This window comes from Marivirga sp. (assembly GCF_024636815.1).
Classification (GTDB): domain Bacteria; phylum Bacteroidota; class Bacteroidia; order Cytophagales; family Cyclobacteriaceae; genus Marivirga.
This window is the reverse complement of the sequence record NZ_JAGXGF010000067.1, coordinates 14,718-31,400: the sequence shown is the minus strand read 5'-3', so window position 1 is coordinate 31,400 and position 16,683 is coordinate 14,718. Positions and strand designations below refer to the sequence as shown.

Genomic DNA, 16,683 nt, shown 5'->3' with positions numbered 1-16,683 from the left:
GGGATAGGAAAAGCTTTTCCATATAATCCAATATACTGCGTTATCTTCCCTCGATATAGCCCGCTATATCTTCTCAAAGACGCCTTGTCTATTGAATTATATGAAAATCTGAATTTACAAATTAGAGTCGAACTCAGGTTTTTAGGAATTCCTCATGGAGCAATTGATCATATTTTATTAAGGAAAAAACAGCAAAGCAAGAAAGCTCAAATTCGATTTTATATATTTTATTTAGGTTTGATCGGGCTTTATGTAGTGGCTTGGATTCTATTTCCTTATTTCAGTCTGACCATATTTTTCCTGATTTTGTTTTATCATTTTGGACAATCACAGTTTAGCGATGTGAATATTAATGAGCGAAGTAAAAGCAAGAAACTATTATATCTGTTTTGGGGTGGTCCTATCATTAGTGGATTATTTTATCACCATTATGATAAGCTAATAGAATTCTTTTTAGAGACCTCTCATTTTGACCAAACTGCTACCGTAATAACCCCAGTAAGTTTGTATTTCTTCTTCATTCTTAGTTCAATTGGTACAATACTTTTAATGGCTTACATACTTTTAAGAAGAGTTAATTCTAAGAAAAGATTTTTAAGTGAAATTGGAGTGTTTCTTTTATTGCATTTGGCCTTTTTTACAATACCTCCATTATTAGCTTTTGCCCTATATTTTGCGGTTTGGCATTCCTTAAAAGTTCTATATGAAGAGTATCAATATTTAGGGCAGAAAAGAAAGCGCTTTGATTTAAATCATTTTATCAAAGAACTATTACTATTTACCTTGATAAGCGTAATAGGTGTAATCATATTATTAGTTGTTTTTTCCTATTTCGAATTTGCGATTTCTCCATTTTTCTTAACTATTATATTTTTATCAGTTCTAACGCTTCCGCATAGTGTAGTAATGGATAGTTGGTATCAAAAAATGCAAAGGAAATAATCTGAATTTCAGGTTCTAGTTCAATAAACTTATCTAAATCTCTATCATTAGCAAGCCTCATGACTTACCTTTACAGCTCAAAGTAAAAGTCCAAAGAAATGAGCATAGCTGATAAGTCTGCATACTATAGCCAGAAAATAAATCAATTTCAAAATGAGGTTGAAAAGCATAGAAAATTAACAAATCAATTCGGAACCATCCGGATTCTATATTTTATTGCTACTATAGTTTTATCGGTGTACTTTATCAATGCCAGAGATGGCTTTGCTACTACTTTAGTGCTTATTCCATTTCCATTGATATTTGGCTGGCTGGTCAACCGCCATAAATCAAAGAAAAGATTATTAGAACTTGGCCGAAATAGAATCATTATTTTAGAAGAAGAAATCAATCGACTAAATCTAAAATTAGATAAACTACCAAGTGGCGAACGATTTTCGAATACGCTGCACGAATACGCTCCCGATATGGATATTTTCGGAAGGCATTCTGTTTTTTCATTGGTCAATAGAAGTGCTCTTAATTTTGGTCAGGAGAGCTTAGCAAATTGGTTTAAAACTCCTGCTACAAAAGAAGAAATTACAGCAAGACAAAAAGCTGTGGAGGAAATTAAAAATGACTTTGATTGGAGATTAGAGTGGTGGGCAGAAAGTCGTTTGAAAGAAGGCAAAAAGGAAGATGATAATTTAAAGGGGCTTTTTGACTTTTTCTCCAAATCACAGGATGAAAAGATTAAGCCCATATTCAAATTCATTCCTTTTATCGCTATTTTTCAATTGGCTGTATTTTTCATTTTAGCACTGAGCGGATTTTTACCCTGGTCTTTTGTGGGTTTAGGATTCCTAATCAATATACTTTTATTGGCTCCAATTCAGAAGACTATCATGCGTCTTCAATCTGAAACAGAACATATTGCTGTTCATTTAGAACAACATAAAAATCTTTTCAGAATGGCTGAGGAAAAACAAGTTGAATCTTCTTTATTAAAGAATCTTCAAAGCAATTTTCAAAATCCAAAAGCCTCACAAAAAATCAATAAGCTTTCCAAAATCCTCAATTGGATGCATTCTCGTGCAGGCATGATGTATTGGATAATTAATCCATTTTTGCTGATTGATTATTGGGTATTGAATAATGTGGTTAACTGGAAGAACCAATACGGAAAGTCTATTGAAAACTGGTTTACCGCAATAGGCGATTGGGAAGCCATCATGAGTATGGCCGATTTTGCTTTTGCGCATGAAAGTTATAAAACAGCTAAAATATTAGATGCTAAATGTGATTTAAGAGCAAAAGATTTAGGACATCCTTTATTACCTCATGAGGATAGAGTTTGCAATGATTTTACAATGACTGGGCCAGGGGCAGTGACTTTGATTACAGGCGCAAATATGAGTGGTAAAAGTACTTTTGAACGTTCCCTGGGAGTAAACATGATATTGGCACAAATGGGAGCAGTCTGCTGCGTGGAAAGCTTTGAGTTGAGCCCATTACAATTGTTTACCAGCATGCGAACCGAAGATAATCTGGAAGAAAACACTTCTTCTTTTTATGCAGAATTAAAAAGATTAAAGCAATTGGTAGACATGACCAAAGTGCCACAGGAAAGACCAATTTTTTACCTACTTGATGAAATTTTGAAAGGAACTAATTCAGAAGATAGAAACATAGGAGCGGAAAGTCTGATTAGGCAATTGATGAAAACCAATAGTATGGGACTAGTTTCTACTCATGATTTATCTCTGGCTAAATTGGAAAATGATTTAGAAAATTTCCAAAACTACAGCTTCAATAGTGATGTAAGCGGAGAAGAAATTCTATTTGATTATAAGTTACATAATGCTCCATGCCATACCTTTAATGCCGTGCCATTGATGAGGAAAATGGGGATTGAGATTATTAAGGAGAAATAAATTTTAGATGATTAGAAAAGTATATGATTCCATTTTCACTTTAATATATTTTCTAGTTAAAGTAACAGAACGGAAGTGGCAGCGTCAAACTGTCAAAATGAGGGTATATTCTTCAACCCTGATTTTAAGTACGTTTGAAACCATGAATATTTTTACTTTTCTCCCTTTTGATAATGGCACTGTTATTCTATTTATTTTTGCATTTTTAAATGCACTTAATGCAATGATATTTACCTTTAACAATAGATATCTAAGGTTATTTGATAAGAGTATTGATTGGAGATCATTTGAGTTTTTTACATCCTCATAAGTATTATATTATTTTTTTATAGACCTTCAACATTTAGTTTCTAGCTTTTATTAAAAAAATTTTTAAAATTAACAATTTCCCCCACTCTTCAAATACCCTAATGCCTTTCAAACATTCTTTCTTATATTTAATTTCTGAGAAAAGAGATCATTATGAAAAAACTAATCCTATCATTATTTATTATACTGATTCAGTTCCCAATCTGGGCACAAATCAAAGATGCTCCGGAGCGAACAGAAGGAGAAGGGCCCTGGCCGCAATTGATTATTAGAGGCGTGACCTTAATCAATGGAAATGGAGCACCACCCACTGGTCCAGTGGATATAGTGGTGGAGCAAAATAAAATTGTGGAAATCAAAACAGTGGGTTATCCCGGTGTAGAAATTAAGGAAGATAAAAGACCACAATTAAAGTCAGGCGGAAAAGAGCTAGATGCCTCAGGAATGTATTTGATGCCGGGCTTTGTTGATATGCATGGGCACATTGGTGGAGAAGAGCAGGGAACTCCAGCCGAATATGTTTTTAAATTATGGATGGGTCATGGTATTACCACCATACGGGATCCATACTCAGGAAATGGGATAGATTGGGTTTTGGAGCACAAAGCAAAATCTGCAAAAAATGAAATTACAGCCCCAAGAATTGAGGCTTATACTGAATTTGGAAAGGGCAGCGAATCACCTATTAGTACTCCTGAAATGGCAAGAGAATGGGTTCAGGACAATGCTAAAAAAGGTGCTGACGGCATTAAATTTTTTGGTGCAAGGCCTGAAATAATGAAAGCAGCATTGGAAGAAAACAATAGTTTGGGATTGCGTTCAGCCATGCACCATACACAAATGGATGTTGCCCGCTGGAATGTACTGAATTCCGCTAGAGCAGGGTTGACCACTATGGAACATTGGTATGGATTACCTGAAGCATTATTTACAGACAGGACTGTGCAGCATTACAAATTAGATTATAACTACAACAATGAGCAAGATCGCTTTTCAGAAGCAGGGAAATTATGGGAGCAGGCTGCACCACCCTATTCCGATAAGTGGAATGAGGTAATGAATGAATTGCTTGAGCTTGATTTGACCCTAGACCCTACTTTCAATATTTATGAAGCCAGCCGTGATTTGATGAGAACCAGCCGTGCTGAATGGCATGAAAAATATACCCTCCCATCACTTTGGGAATTCTATCAGCCTAGTAAAGTATCACATGGATCATACTGGCATTACTGGGGAACAGAGGAAGAAACCAGCTGGCGTAAAAATTATGATTTATGGATGACTTTTGTGAATGAATATAAAAACAGAGGAGGAAGAGTAACCACGGGCTCCGATTCAGGCTTTATTTTCCAGCTTTATGGATTTGCCTACATCCGTGAAATGGAATTATTGAGAGAAGCGGGTTTTCATCCCTTAGAAATCATGATGTCTGCCACTTTAAATGGAGCAGAGGCATTAGGAATGGAAGATAAAATCGGAACAGTGGAAATCGGTAAAATGGCTGATTTTGTCATTGTAGAAGAAAATCCCTTAGAAAATTTGAAGGTATTGTATGGTACAGGAGCTATCAAATTAACAGAAGATAATGAAGTAATCAGAGCAGGAGGCGTGAAATACACTATCAAAGACGGTATTATTTATGACGCTAAAAAATTGCTAGAGGATGTAAAAGAAATGGTGAAGGAGGAAAAGGATAAAACAGGCTATGAGATAAAGCAACCTGGGATGGAATAAGCCCCTTTTTTATTCCCGTCAGCTGGCTGAGGGAAATCAAAGGAAAGGTTTTGCTTTCTAAATTGGTTGTTTCGTGTCTTTTGTTTTTCTGTATGATTATAGCATCATAAATAGTGATGAAACTTATTGTTTACTGTTGACAATAATCTGTGAGTCTTCCCCTTTTGGGGGAATTTAAAAGGGGGCTTGGGGTGTCGTGTCGGTTGGATAATATGAAAAACGGTCTAGAAAGAGTCAAAAATAAAAATCTGTCAGGTTCATTTCAACCTGACAGATTTTAACCATGATTGATCAAGGGAAGATACCCATATCATTATAACTAACTGCTATTCTATCAATTGCTAAAATAAAGGCTGCAGTTCTTAAGCTTTTTATTCTCTTATCTTTGCGCTTTTGGTTCATTTCGTGATAAGCCTCAACCATGGTTTCTTCTAATCCTGAAATAACCAAATCCCGCTCGCTGGCACCTTTGATAATAGCATCTCTTTGTGCTTGATTGAAGGCATCTCCGGTGGCATTTTCAATACTATCTATTAGAAGTTTAAATTTCTCCATATCATAGCGTTTCTCTAACTTACCAAAAGAAACCCGTGATAAATTCTTCAACCACTCAAAATAGGAAACCGTAACACCACCTGCATTTAAATACATATCGGGTATTACCATAATATCTTTATCCAGCAATATTTTTTCAGCGTCTTTGGTAATAGGGCCGTTGGCAGCCTCGCCTATGATTTTAGCTTGAATTCTTGGAGCATTTTCACTTGTAATTTGGTTTTCCAATGCAGCAGGGACTAAAATATCACAAGGATACTCCATAATTTCAATAGAGTTTTCAATAAACTTTCCTTTTCCATAGCCTTCAAATGTTTTATTCGCTAATTGAAAGTTTTTTAAGGATTCAATATCTATTCCGTCTTCATCCCAAATTCCGCCATTCCATTCCGCAACACCAATTACTTTTGCACCAGCTTCAGTTAAATATTTCGCAGAATAAAACCCTACATTACCCAATCCCTGAACAATGATTTTCTTGTCTTTTAATCCAGTAGTCAAGCCTAATTCCAGCATATCTTCTTCTACGCTCACCGCTTCACGAATTCCTATATACACCCCCATACCAGTTGCTTCCGTTCTACCGTCAATTCCGTGTTGTGAAAGGGGCTTGCCTGTCACACAAGCTTTAGCATTGATGGCTTCTGGGTTGAAGGCTTCGTAAGTATCGACTATCCATGACATTTCTCTTGCGCCAGTTCCATAATCCGGAGCTGGTACATCGACAGCAGGACCAATAAATTTCTTTTTGATTAATTCAGCAGTATATCTCCTCGTTATTTTTTCTAATTGAGTCGCATTATATTTTAATGGATCAATGTTTACACCTCCTTTGGCTCCACCAAATGGAATATTTACCATCGCACATTTATAGGTCATCAAGGCTGATAGTCCCATCACCTCTTGTTCATTTACCATCTCACTAAATCGGATACCTCCTTTAGTGGGAAGCTTATGATGAGAGTGCTGAACTCTGTAACCTTTCACTACTTGATAGGAACCATCTTCCATTCGAATAGGAAAATTGAATTTGTAAATACTATTACATTGTTTGATTTGCTCCAGTAAGCCCGGATGCAATTTCATGTGCTGCGCTGCGTCATCAACGAAACTACATACATCTTCAAACAGGCTATATTCTTCATTATGTGCCATAAAGTGTACTTTTTAAGTTTAAAAAGTTTAATTGTAATTATTCTATTAAAGCTAAATATTCTTTCCTTAATTTAGGACAGATTTTATACCTTTCTTCCTTAGTATCATCGTAAATGGCTTCCAAAAGTTCATAAACTTTTTCGAGTCCGATCATCTCACACCATTCAAATGGGCCAAAAGGATAATTAGTCCCTAATTTCATCCCTAAATCAATATCTTTTCTTTCAGCAGTGCCTTCCTGAACGGTATAATATGCTTCATTGATAATCATGCAAATTATCCTTGGAGTAATCATACCAACTCTATCTTCCACTATTTCAAAATCAGTCGCTAATTTTCCGCAGAGTAAATTTAATTTCTCTTTATCATTTTCATCTTGAAGAGAGCATTCTAAAACGCTTCTATTGATGAATGTAGGCAAGCCATTAAATCCGAAAACTGTATTTTGAGTGTTGTGCTGGTAGATTTTTAAATTTCCAAAAGAACTCATCGCCATATTGGTGAATATGGTCAAATCAGGACGCTGCTCATAAAATGTAAGTGCCTCAGGTTCTTCTGCTATGAAAAAATCAAAAACTACATCAGCTTCAAAAAAAGCTTCCTTTGTAATCTCTGTTAAATCATCAAAAGAAATGATTTGATGATTTTCACCAAATTTTGCTGTTATTTCCTCTTGGTTTTTGGGGTCTCCAACAACAAGTATCTTCATAATTTGTTAGTTTTGAACCAAAGTTAAGGAACTAATCATAAAAAGCGAGATGAGTAAACAAATCATTCAAACAAAAGAAGCACCTGCACCAATCGGACCTTACAATCAGGCGATTTTGGCAGGGGATACATTATATGTTTCAGGGCAAATAGCTTTGGATGCACAAAGTGGAGAATTGATTAATGAAAACATTACGGAGGAAACCCATCAGGTAATGAAAAATTTGGAAGCTATTCTTTCAGAAGCAGGATTGGGCTTTTCAGATGTGGTAAAATGCAGTATTTTCGTAAAAGACATGGGGAATTTTGCGACCATAAATGAAGCTTACGGATTGTATTTTAAAGAAAATCCGCCAGCAAGAGAAACAGTTGAAGTTGCTCGCTTACCTAAAGATGTGAATGTGGAAATAAGTTGTATAGCGATTAAGTAATGCAATTATGGCCAGCTAAATCGGAAATGTTTTTGAGTCCTTTAGGGGAAAAGGAAATCAGAAGAAGACTGGAGCTGGCCGTAAAACCTGTAAAATTTCAATCTTTCGAAAATAGATCTCTTGGTGATATAGAGCAGGAAGCTTTCTTGTTTAACGGTAAGGTTGGGTTAAATGGATTTGCTATTTCTCAGATCGTAAACAGACCCAATAATTTCTTGCCCCTGATCAAAGGAAAGGTGGAAGGAGGTGAAAGTGGGAGTCTTGTTCATTTGGAGTTTAGCCTTTTTCCCAGCGTGAAGTACTTTCTGTTTTTTTGGATAGTTTTAATGGTTCTTTTTTCTATTATTTCAATCGTTCAAGGGGATGATCTATTGACAATAATATTTCCTCTTATTATTTTAGCATCAAGTTACGCACTAATTATCTCCAGGTTTAATGATGCTTACCTCAAAAGCCGAAGGGAGTTAATACGCTTGATTGGATAACAAACTTTCTTTAACTGTAGATGAAAAACTTAATACGCCTGGAGGAAGCAGCAATGTTTGCTTTATCCATTTTACTTTTTGCCGATTTGCCTTTTGCATGGTGGTGGTTTCCTGTCTTAATCTTAGCACCTGATATAGGAATGATAGGTTATGTATTTGGTGATAAAATCGGAGCTTTTACTTATAACCTTTTCCATCATAAAGGAATCGCAATTTTAGTTTATGCTGCAGGCTGGTGGTTGGGAAATGATTACTTAATCTTTTCTGGAATTATTCTATTCGGTCATGCCAGTATGGACAGAATATTCGGCTACGGCTTAAAATATGAAAAAGGCTTTAAGTTTACGCATTTAGGAGAGATTGGGAAGTAATCAATAAAGTCATTTATTGTAATTGGACACCTCTCTTCCCCCCACCAGCTGGCGGGGAAGTCTCTCAGAAATAACCTCTCATTTTAATATTTCGAGAAACTAAGAAAATGTTAAAAACGGTTAATTTTCTTTTTTTCTGTTAAGATAAATCTTTGAGAACTATCCCCTGGAGGGGATTATAGGGGTGTCGATAAGCCTATATGAAAACCTGTTAGTAAAAAAAAGAAATGCAGTATCATCAATTCTACCCAAATGAAATCTCATCAGGCAATTCATTTTCATCATCTTTCTGATATGGAAAATGTGCAGCTAATTGCTCTCCTGCCATTTTGATACCTTCACTTAATCCGGCTGTTAAATCTCCGTTTTTAAAATGGGAAAGCATATGTTCTTTTATATCATCCCAAAAGTTTTCAGGCACCTTATTATTGATACCTGCATCTCCTAAAATGGCAAATTTATGATCTTTGATGGCCATATAGAACAAAACTCCATTGCGCAATTCGGTTTTGTGCATTTTCAGGGTTTTGAAAATATGAGTAGCATGATCCATTACATCTTCCTTGCAATGGTTTTCCAAGTGCACTTGAATTTCACCTGATGTATTGCGTTCCGCTTCTTTAATAGCGTTTATAATTCTTTTCTTTTCCTCTTCGGTAAATGCGTCTTTTGCCATGATGTAAAAATAATAATTCTTGAGAGGATTACGGTGAAAAAGGCTAATAGTTATTGATTATAGAAATTATTGAAACCGAATTCCGTCAGCTTCAATAAAGTCTTGCCTTCTAATCTCTTCAAAAAAATTTAGTGGTTATATTTAACGGAGATTACGGTAATCTCCGTTAAAATAATATTGTTTATGTAAAACTATGATGGCCAATAAACAAAATAAGGCTTCTGAAAATCATCCAGAAGCCTTTTTCCCAATATTCGATATTTAGTCAAAAGTTACTTCAGGCACTTCATCAGCACCTTGATCTGCTTCAAAATAACCTTTCTTTTCAAAGCCATACATTCCGGCCAACATAGCTTGCGGAAATTTTCTAATGTATGTGTTATAATCTTGAGTTACTTCATTAAATCTCCTTCTTTCCACTGCAATCCTATTTTCAGTTCCTTCCAACTGATCTTGTAATTTAATGAAATTCTGGTTTGCCTTTAGGTCAGGATATCTTTCCACTACTACCATTAATCTTGATAAAGCAGAACTTAACCCTTGCTGTGCTTGCTGGAATTGTTGGATTTTTTCCGGGCTCAAATCATCAGCATTCACATTTACTCCTGTTGCTTTTGATCTTGCTTCAATTACGCCTTGCAAAGTCTCTTGCTCAAAATCAGCATAACCTTTTACCGTATTCACCAAATTGGGAATCAAATCCGCTCTTCTTTGGTAAACATTTTCTACTTGTGCCCAAGCGCCAGTTACTTGCTCTTCTTTAGTAACCATTTTATTGTAGGAGCCTGCAAAAACTCGGTAAAGTATAAAAACGATAACGACTATTACGCCTATGGTAATTAAAAGTCCTTTTTTCATATTAATTAAAGTTAGGTTTTATTTTATTAATTCATTAGCATATTGATTACGAAGGTAGCAGAGAAATGTTGATTTAGAAATTCATTTTACTTTAATGCTGATAAATGATTTTTGAAGCCTTATTTTTACATTTATTCCAAAACAAATCTAGAATATTATGTTGAAAAAAATAGGAGGATATAGCATTTTGCTTGCTATTTTTATAGGGATCGTCTACTTCTTCTTGCCTAATTATGCTCAAAAGGCATTTCTTCATTTAACTGCCAATATTGATGATTATAAAATCTTCGAAAATAGGACAGTAGCTGCAAGTAATCCTGAGCCTTGGGAAAAATCCACTCAATATAATCAATACGAAATGGGGAGTACCTATCAGGAAGAACTAGAGGTTTATGAAACCACAGCTTTTTTGATTGTCAAAGACACTGCTCTTTATTACGAACAGTATTTTTTAGGCTATGATAAAAATGAAATATCCAATTCCTTTTCAGCTGCAAAAAGTATAGTGAGTTTGCTTATTGGAATCGCTATAGAAGAAGGAAAAATAGAAAGTGTGTTTCAACCAGTTTCTGATTTCTTGGAATCTTTTCAAGAAGGAGGTAAATCCAAAATAATACTTAAAGATGTGTTGACTATGAGTTCAGGTATTGATTGGAATGAGGCTTATATGAGTCCGTTTTCTAAGACTACCGAAGCTTATTATGGGAATAATTTAAAAGAATTAGTTTCTGAATTAAAGGTTTCGGATGAACGCGGTCAGGAATTCGCATATAAAAGCATTAACACTCAAATTTTAGCTGAAGTATTGGAAACAGCTACGGGTCAATCGATTAGTGATTATGCTACCAACCGCTTATGGAGAAAAATTGGTGCAGAAAATGATGCACTCTGGAGTTTGGATAAAGTAGGAGGAATGGAAAAAGCTTTTTGTTGTTTTAATAGTACCGCCAGAGATTTTGCTAGAATTGGTCAGTTGGTATTAAACAAAGGAAAATGGAATGGAGAGCAGGTTGTGCCTGCAGAATATATTGAAATGGCCACTATGCCAGCTCGTTTGAGAGTTTCAGGGGAGCGTATTCCACATTATGGCTACCAATGGTGGATCTTAAATTATAATGGAAAACAAATACCTTATGCTAGAGGGATTTTAGGGCAATATATTTTCGTCCTGAAAGATAAAAATGCAGTGGTTGTCAGGTTAGGAAAAAGCAGAAGTAAACTATACACGGATGAACATCCAAATGATGTTTATACCTATGTGGAGGCCGCTTATGAACTATTAAAGTAAAAGAAATGGAGTTAACGAAAATTTTAAGAATTATATATTGGGTATTGGTTGCCATCATGATCATGGTATTTTATTACAGCTTACGTTATGCAGGTGAAGAAGCCATGGAATATACTTTGGTGGCACTAGCTTTCTGGACTGCAGCTTTTGTTTTAAACAGGTATATCCGAAAGATAAAGTCTAAAGAAGAAGAGTAAATTGATTATTCAAATATGAACACATGATTAATTGGTGTAAACTATTCCGTTAAGGAATCTATACCCTTATCTGAAAGCAGAAGATTATTTGTCGCAGTAATCCAAAAAGTATATTTAATTGTCAAGTTTAATTATTAATAAAGGAAGAAAGTAAGTTTTCCTTCTAAATGAATTAATAATAGAATACGCTATATACTTTTCATAAGCCATAGGTTTTGTACCTTTGCATTTCAGGTTTACGAATTTCACCCATAAACATTGGGTTTAATTAATTCTTAGAATATATAATAATAGGTAAAGAGGAGAAAATGAAGGAGGAAAATAAAAATAGTTATGAAGCACTTAAAGCTTTATATTATTCGGGTAAGGTAAGGCCGTCTCTTAATAAAGTCACGGCAGAATTAGAAAATGATCCTAAAAATTTAGCGCTCACACTTTTGGCTTGTCAGATCTTGGAAAGAACCAAAGAGTTTGATCGCCTATCTACCTATGCTGATGCTGTTATTAAGTTGTCTCCTGAAATTTCTGATGGATATTATTATAAAGGAGTGGCTCTACAATTCGTAAAAGGTAGAGAGCAAGAAGCATTAAAAAACTTAAATAAAGCCCTAAAATTAGACCCGGAAAATACACTTTACCTAAAGACCAAAGCTTCAACTCATCTATCCCTTTTTAAAGATTTTGATTTACCTATAAAATTTGCTGAGCAGCATAGAGTAAAATCTGAAACATCTTTACTGAAAGTGATTGAATTAGTGGAGCAAAAGGAAAATCCTAATTATAAAGAGTTGTATACGCTCGCAGAGGTAAATATGATGATTGATCTAGCGCTAAATGCTAAGATGTATTACTTAAAGGCAGTAAATGCTTATGAGGCTACTGACCCATCAGATCAGGACAAGAATATTTATAAAGATATCGTTAAAGCGCAAAAGAAATGTATTAGGCAGTTAGAGAAGTTTACGGAATAATCACTTCAATTCCTGAAAAACCATTAAATCCCTGAAATTACTTTTTTCTAACTTTAACAAACTCAATTGCACAAGCGGTCGCTTGCTCAAGCTTATTTTTTTAGATGAAGCTGCATCAAAATTATTAATTAGCTCGCAGTTTCATTTTTCACTGCTTTAAAAAATCTTTTCTGGAAGATTAAAATTACGGCTACCCCGCAAAAGATGGCGGCATCGGCTACGTTAAAAATGGGCCAGAGGGAAATATAGTCACCACCCCAAAGTGGTATCCAATCGGCAACACGCCCTTCCCAAATGTCGATATAGAACATATCCACTACCTGACCATGGAACCAAGGAGAAATAGCGTTGTAAGGCGCGTTATCTAACCAAACACCATAGAAAATACTATCTATCAAATTGCCGACAGCTCCTGCTAAAACCGCTGCCATGCTCCAAAGAACACCAGGATGCGTTTTCTCTTTTGCTAATTTATAAAGGTAGTAAGCAATGAAAAACATCGCTACCAATCGGAATAAACTCAAACCTAATTTGCCATATTCAGAACCGAATTGCATACCGAAAGCCATTCCCGGGTTCAGTGTATAATATAATTTAAACCATTCACCGAAGACCTCAATTTGTCCGGCTATGCCCATTTCCATATTAGTATGAACCCAAAGCTTTACAGCTTGATCTAGAGCAATTAAAAAGAAACTAAATAAAAAATATTTTGCGTATTTCACTTTTATAGGTTTTTCACCACTACGGACAATTCAACTTTTAAATCGTCTATCTCTATTTCTGTGGTTTCGGTTAAATTTTCAGCCAAATCTAATGAAACTGCCTGAGTTTCGGAACAAATGTAATCTTTGTTTTGCGAAATGGCGCTGTCCACCAATTCATTTCCCTGTTTTACAACTACAGCAATTTTGTCCTGAACCTCCAGACCTTTTTCTTTTCTTAAGTTCTGTATACGGTTTACCATGTCTCTGGCAAAGCCTTCTCTTCTTAAATCATCATCTATGCTTATATCCAAAGCAACAGTTATGCCAGCTTCAGAAGCTACTGACCAACCCGGAATATCCTGAGAGGTAATCTCTACATCTTCTAAAGTTAGAGTATGTTTTTCGCCATCCACTTCTATTTCAAAAGCATTATTTTGCTCTATTTTAGCAATTTCTTCCTGTCCCCATTGATTGATGATTTGCGTAACGGCTTTCATTTTAGGACCAAAATGCTGTCCCAATTTGCGGAAGTTAGGTTTTATATTTTTCACCAAAACTCCTGAAGCATCATCTATATACTCAATAGATTTTACGTTCACCTCAGAGATAATCAAATCTTCCACAGCTTCTATTTGCTTACGTGTTTTATCATTTAAAACAGGCACTAATATTTTATGAAGCGGTTGTCTTACTTTTATTTTCTGTGCCTTTCGGATGCTGTGTGTCAATGAACTGATATGTTGAGCCAAATACATACGCTCTTCTAAGTCCTTATCGATTATATTTTCATCCGCTTCCGGAAAATCTACCAAGTGAACAGATTCTTCTTTCATTCTGCCGCTTATAGTATTTAAGCTTTGGAATAAATTATCCATATAGAAAGGAGCGATTGGAGCACCTAAAATTGCAATGCTTTCCAGGCACTCATAAAGCGATTGGTAAGCTGCTTTTTTATCTTCATTATATTCTCCTTTCCAGAAACGCTTACGGTTTAAACGAACATACCAGTTACTCACATCATCCTGAACGAAGTCCTGAATTAAGCGAGCAGCACGGGTTGGCTCATAATCATCATAAGCTGCATCTACCGCTTTCTTAAGGGAATTTAATTTTGATAATATCCATCGGTCACTTTCAGTTCTTTTTTCCAATGGAATGCTTTCGCCTTCAAAAGTGAAGCCATCCAAATTAGCATATAGTGCAAAGAAATTATAAGTGTTTTGTAGGGTTCCGAAGAACTTACGCTGAACTTCTTCAACTCCCTGTAAATTGAATTTCAGGTTATCCCATGGATTAGCATTTGCAATCATATACCAACGAGTGGCATCAGGACCGTATTTCTTTAAAGTTTCAAATGGATTGATGGCATTGCCCAATCGCTTGGACATTTTGTTACCGTCTTTATCCAGTACCAATCCGTTGGCAATTACATTTTTGTAGGCGACTGAATCGAATAACATACCAGAAATAGCATGCAAAGTAAAGAACCATCCACGGGTTTGGTCTACTCCTTCTGCTATAAAATCAGCTGGATAGTTTTTTTCGAAAGTCTCATTATTTTCAAAAGGGTAATGCCATTGTGCATAAGGCATGGCTCCTGAATCGAACCAAACATCAATCAAATCAGGTTCACGGAACATTTTCTGACCAGATTCACTGGTTAAAATCACATCATCCACATATGGACGGTGCAAATCAAAATCTTCTGCCAGTTCCTCCTGCATAAAACCTGCTTTCACAGATTTATTAACCTCATTTCTTAATTCTTCTAAAGAACCAATGCAGATCTGTTCCTTGCGATCTTCTGTTACCCAAATTGGCAATGGAGTTCCCCAGTATCGAGAACGACTTAAATTCCAATCCACCAAATTCTCTAACCAGTTACCGAAACGGCCCTCACCAGTTGAAGCTGGTTTCCAGTTGATCGATTTATTCAATTCCACCAATCTATCTTTCATGGCGGTGGTTTTAATAAACCATGAATCTAATGGGTAATATAAAATTGGCTTATCCGTTCTCCAGCAATGTGGATAGGAGTGTTCGTATTTTTCTACTTTAAAAGCTTTATTATCTTCTTTTAATTTGATAGCAATTAAAACATCAGTCGGCTTAAAGTCAGGGTCATTACGAGTCTCATCATCATAATATTCCTCTTTTACATATTTACCTGCAAAATCTGTTACCTCAGTAACAAATTTTCCTTTTTTATCAACCAAAGGAGTATCTTTTCCTTGCTCATCTTTCACCATTACAGCTGGCACATTGTTTTGCTGAGCAACTCTAAAGTCATCTGCACCAAAAACAGAAGCCGTATGCACGATTCCAGTACCATCTTCTGTAGTCACAAAATCACCGGGAATAACTCGGAAAGCATTTTTCTCTAACTCCTCAGAAGTAACATAAGGCATCAGTTGTTCATAGCGGGTTTCCACTATGTCCTTTCCTTTGAAAGTTTGTGCTATCTCAAATGGAATTAATTTATCTCCAGCTTTATAATCTTCCAGTTTTAAATCCTTCGCTTTGGTATTGAATTGTTTACTCACCAAATCTTTAGCTAAAACAACAGATACAGGTTCGTAAGTATATTGATTGAAAGTTTTCACTTTCACATAGTCAATTTTTTCACCCACTGCTAAAGCGCAATTGGAAGGCAAAGTCCATGGGGTGGTGGTCCACGCGATAAAGCGCACATCTTCCACTTCATTTTCGAAAAGGAAAGCCGATTTATCATCTTTTTTCACTTTGAATTGAGAAGTTACTGAAGTGTCTTTCACATCACGATAGCAACCTGGTTGGTTGAGTTCGTGTGAGCTCAAACCAGTTCCAGCAGCTGGAGAATACGGCTGAACTGTATAGCCTTTATATAATAAATCTTTATCGTAAAATTTCTTGAGCAAATGCCATAGGGTTTCCATGTATTTGCGATCGAAAGTGATGTATGGGTCATCTAAATCCACCCAATAACCCATTTTTCGGGTCAAATCATCCCATTCGCCTTTGAATTTCATAACAGCTTTTCGGCATCTGTCATTATATTCGGCAACGGAAATTTTCTTTCCTATATCTTCTTTGGTGATGCCTAATTCCTTTTCTACCTGCAATTCAACAGGTAAGCCATGAGTATCCCATCCGCCTTTTCTTTTTACTTGAAAACCTTTTAGGGTTTTGTATCGGCAGAAAATATCTTTTACGGCACGCGCCATTACATGGTGAATACCGGGAGTACCATTTGCTGAAGGTGGCCCTTCATAAAAAGTAAAAGTGGGTTTCCCTTCACGGGTGGTCACTGATTTTTGGAAAATGTCATTTTTATTCCAAAATTCAAGAACTTCATCTGCCAGCTCGGCATAGTTTAGATTTTTGTATTCTTTGTATTGACCCAT

Annotated in this window: 15 protein-coding genes; 9 read left to right on the top strand and 6 right to left on the bottom strand. The window is 35.7% G+C overall.

Annotated elements, in window-relative coordinates; genetic code table 11:
* The 3 genes from Q0L29_RS05355 to Q0L29_RS05345 form a co-directional block, all read left to right on the top strand.
* A partial coding sequence (locus Q0L29_RS05355) for a Brp/Blh family beta-carotene 15,15'-dioxygenase (RefSeq protein WP_296619718.1) occupies positions 1-942 on the top strand: 942 nt, incomplete at its 5' end.
* A 98-nt stretch (positions 943-1,040) separates the two neighbouring features.
* The gene (locus Q0L29_RS05350; protein ID WP_296619716.1) at positions 1,041-2,855 is read left to right on the top strand and encodes a hypothetical protein; all 1,815 of its coding nucleotides are present in this window, start codon (positions 1,041-1,043) and stop codon (positions 2,853-2,855) included.
* Positions 2,856-3,317: 462 nt separating this feature from the next.
* Entirely contained in the window at positions 3,318-4,898 is a 1,581-nt protein-coding gene (locus Q0L29_RS05345; RefSeq protein WP_296619714.1) for an amidohydrolase family protein, read from the top strand.
* A 291-nt stretch (positions 4,899-5,189) separates the two neighbouring features.
* On the opposite strand, the gene Q0L29_RS05340 is transcribed toward Q0L29_RS05345, so the two are convergent.
* Together Q0L29_RS05340 and Q0L29_RS05335 are read right to left on the bottom strand one after the other, a co-directional pair.
* On the bottom strand, positions 5,190-6,608 hold the full coding sequence (locus tag Q0L29_RS05340; protein ID WP_296619712.1) for a Glu/Leu/Phe/Val dehydrogenase: 1,419 nt from the start codon (positions 6,606-6,608) through the stop codon (positions 5,190-5,192).
* 37 nt (positions 6,609-6,645) lie between these two features.
* On the bottom strand, positions 6,646-7,317 hold the full coding sequence (locus Q0L29_RS05335; RefSeq protein WP_296619711.1) for a 3-hydroxyacyl-CoA dehydrogenase family protein: 672 nt from the start codon (positions 7,315-7,317) through the stop codon (positions 6,646-6,648).
* A 49-nt stretch (positions 7,318-7,366) separates the two neighbouring features.
* On the opposite strand from Q0L29_RS05335, the gene Q0L29_RS05330 reads away from it, so the two are divergent.
* Genes Q0L29_RS05330 through Q0L29_RS05320 form a run of 3 tightly spaced genes read left to right on the top strand, consistent with a single transcriptional unit; the run spans position 7,367 to position 8,603 of the window.
* Positions 7,367-7,747, top strand: coding sequence for a RidA family protein (locus Q0L29_RS05330; RefSeq protein ID WP_296619709.1), 381 nt, complete (start codon positions 7,367-7,369; stop codon positions 7,745-7,747).
* Positions 7,747-8,232, top strand: coding sequence for a hypothetical protein (locus Q0L29_RS05325; protein WP_296619707.1), 486 nt, complete (start codon positions 7,747-7,749; stop codon positions 8,230-8,232). The genes Q0L29_RS05330 and Q0L29_RS05325 overlap by 1 nt, the downstream gene beginning before the upstream one ends.
* Before the next feature lie 20 nt (positions 8,233-8,252).
* Positions 8,253-8,603: a DUF4260 domain-containing protein gene (locus tag Q0L29_RS05320; RefSeq protein WP_296619706.1), complete on the top strand. Its 351-nt coding sequence runs from the start codon at positions 8,253-8,255 to the stop codon at positions 8,601-8,603.
* Between the two features lie 244 nt (positions 8,604-8,847).
* On the opposite strand, the gene Q0L29_RS05315 is transcribed toward Q0L29_RS05320, so the two are convergent.
* Positions 8,848-9,279, bottom strand: a complete 432-nt coding sequence (locus Q0L29_RS05315) for a TPM domain-containing protein (RefSeq protein WP_296619704.1) — start codon at positions 9,277-9,279, stop codon at positions 8,848-8,850.
* A gap of 261 nt (positions 9,280-9,540) precedes the next feature.
* Complete coding sequence (locus Q0L29_RS05310) at positions 9,541-10,137, bottom strand: LemA family protein (protein WP_296619702.1); 597 nt, start codon at positions 10,135-10,137, stop codon at positions 9,541-9,543.
* A 157-nt stretch (positions 10,138-10,294) separates the two neighbouring features.
* Between Q0L29_RS05310 and Q0L29_RS05305 the strand changes: the two genes are divergently transcribed.
* From Q0L29_RS05305 to Q0L29_RS05295, 3 genes are all read left to right on the top strand, one after another.
* Positions 10,295-11,425, top strand: a complete 1,131-nt coding sequence (locus Q0L29_RS05305; protein WP_296619700.1) for a serine hydrolase — start codon at positions 10,295-10,297, stop codon at positions 11,423-11,425.
* Positions 11,426-11,430: 5 nt separating this feature from the next.
* On the top strand, positions 11,431-11,622 hold the full coding sequence (locus Q0L29_RS05300) for a hypothetical protein (protein WP_296619698.1): 192 nt from the start codon (positions 11,431-11,433) through the stop codon (positions 11,620-11,622).
* 308 nt (positions 11,623-11,930) lie between these two features.
* Entirely contained in the window at positions 11,931-12,593 is a 663-nt protein-coding gene (locus Q0L29_RS05295; RefSeq protein WP_296619696.1) for a hypothetical protein, read from the top strand.
* Between the two features lie 128 nt (positions 12,594-12,721).
* Here the strand turns inward: Q0L29_RS05295 and Q0L29_RS05290 are convergent, their stop codons facing one another.
* Both Q0L29_RS05290 and ileS read right to left on the bottom strand, forming a co-directional pair.
* Positions 12,722-13,318, bottom strand: coding sequence for a lipoprotein signal peptidase (locus Q0L29_RS05290; protein WP_296619694.1), 597 nt, complete (start codon positions 13,316-13,318; stop codon positions 12,722-12,724).
* 2 nt (positions 13,319-13,320) lie between these two features.
* The gene (gene ileS / locus Q0L29_RS05285) at positions 13,321-16,683 is read right to left on the bottom strand and encodes an isoleucine--tRNA ligase (RefSeq protein WP_296619692.1); all 3,363 of its coding nucleotides are present in this window, start codon (positions 16,681-16,683) and stop codon (positions 13,321-13,323) included.

Coding starts and splice junctions, on each gene's coding strand:
- Q0L29_RS05345 (WP_296619714.1), top strand. CDS start 3,318: ATGAAAAAACTAATCCTATCATTATTTATTATACTGATTCAGTTCCCA.
- Q0L29_RS05330 (WP_296619709.1), top strand. CDS start 7,367: ATGAGTAAACAAATCATTCAAACAAAAGAAGCACCTGCACCAATCGGA.
- Q0L29_RS05295 (WP_296619696.1), top strand. CDS start 11,931: ATGAAGGAGGAAAATAAAAATAGTTATGAAGCACTTAAAGCTTTATAT.
- Q0L29_RS05310 (WP_296619702.1), bottom strand. CDS start 10,137: ATGAAAAAAGGACTTTTAATTACCATAGGCGTAATAGTCGTTATCGTT.
- Q0L29_RS05315 (WP_296619704.1), bottom strand. CDS start 9,279: ATGGCAAAAGACGCATTTACCGAAGAGGAAAAGAAAAGAATTATAAAC.
- Q0L29_RS05350 (WP_296619716.1), top strand. CDS start 1,041: ATGAGCATAGCTGATAAGTCTGCATACTATAGCCAGAAAATAAATCAA.
- Q0L29_RS05325 (WP_296619707.1), top strand. CDS start 7,747: ATGCAATTATGGCCAGCTAAATCGGAAATGTTTTTGAGTCCTTTAGGG.
- Q0L29_RS05300 (WP_296619698.1), top strand. CDS start 11,431: ATGGAGTTAACGAAAATTTTAAGAATTATATATTGGGTATTGGTTGCC.
- Q0L29_RS05305 (WP_296619700.1), top strand. CDS start 10,295: ATGTTGAAAAAAATAGGAGGATATAGCATTTTGCTTGCTATTTTTATA.
- Q0L29_RS05335 (WP_296619711.1), bottom strand. CDS start 7,317: ATGAAGATACTTGTTGTTGGAGACCCCAAAAACCAAGAGGAAATAACA.
- ileS (WP_296619692.1), bottom strand. CDS start 16,683: ATGGGTCAATACAAAGAATACAAAAATCTAAACTATGCCGAGCTGGCA.
- Q0L29_RS05340 (WP_296619712.1), bottom strand. CDS start 6,608: ATGGCACATAATGAAGAATATAGCCTGTTTGAAGATGTATGTAGTTTC.
- Q0L29_RS05320 (WP_296619706.1), top strand. CDS start 8,253: ATGAAAAACTTAATACGCCTGGAGGAAGCAGCAATGTTTGCTTTATCC.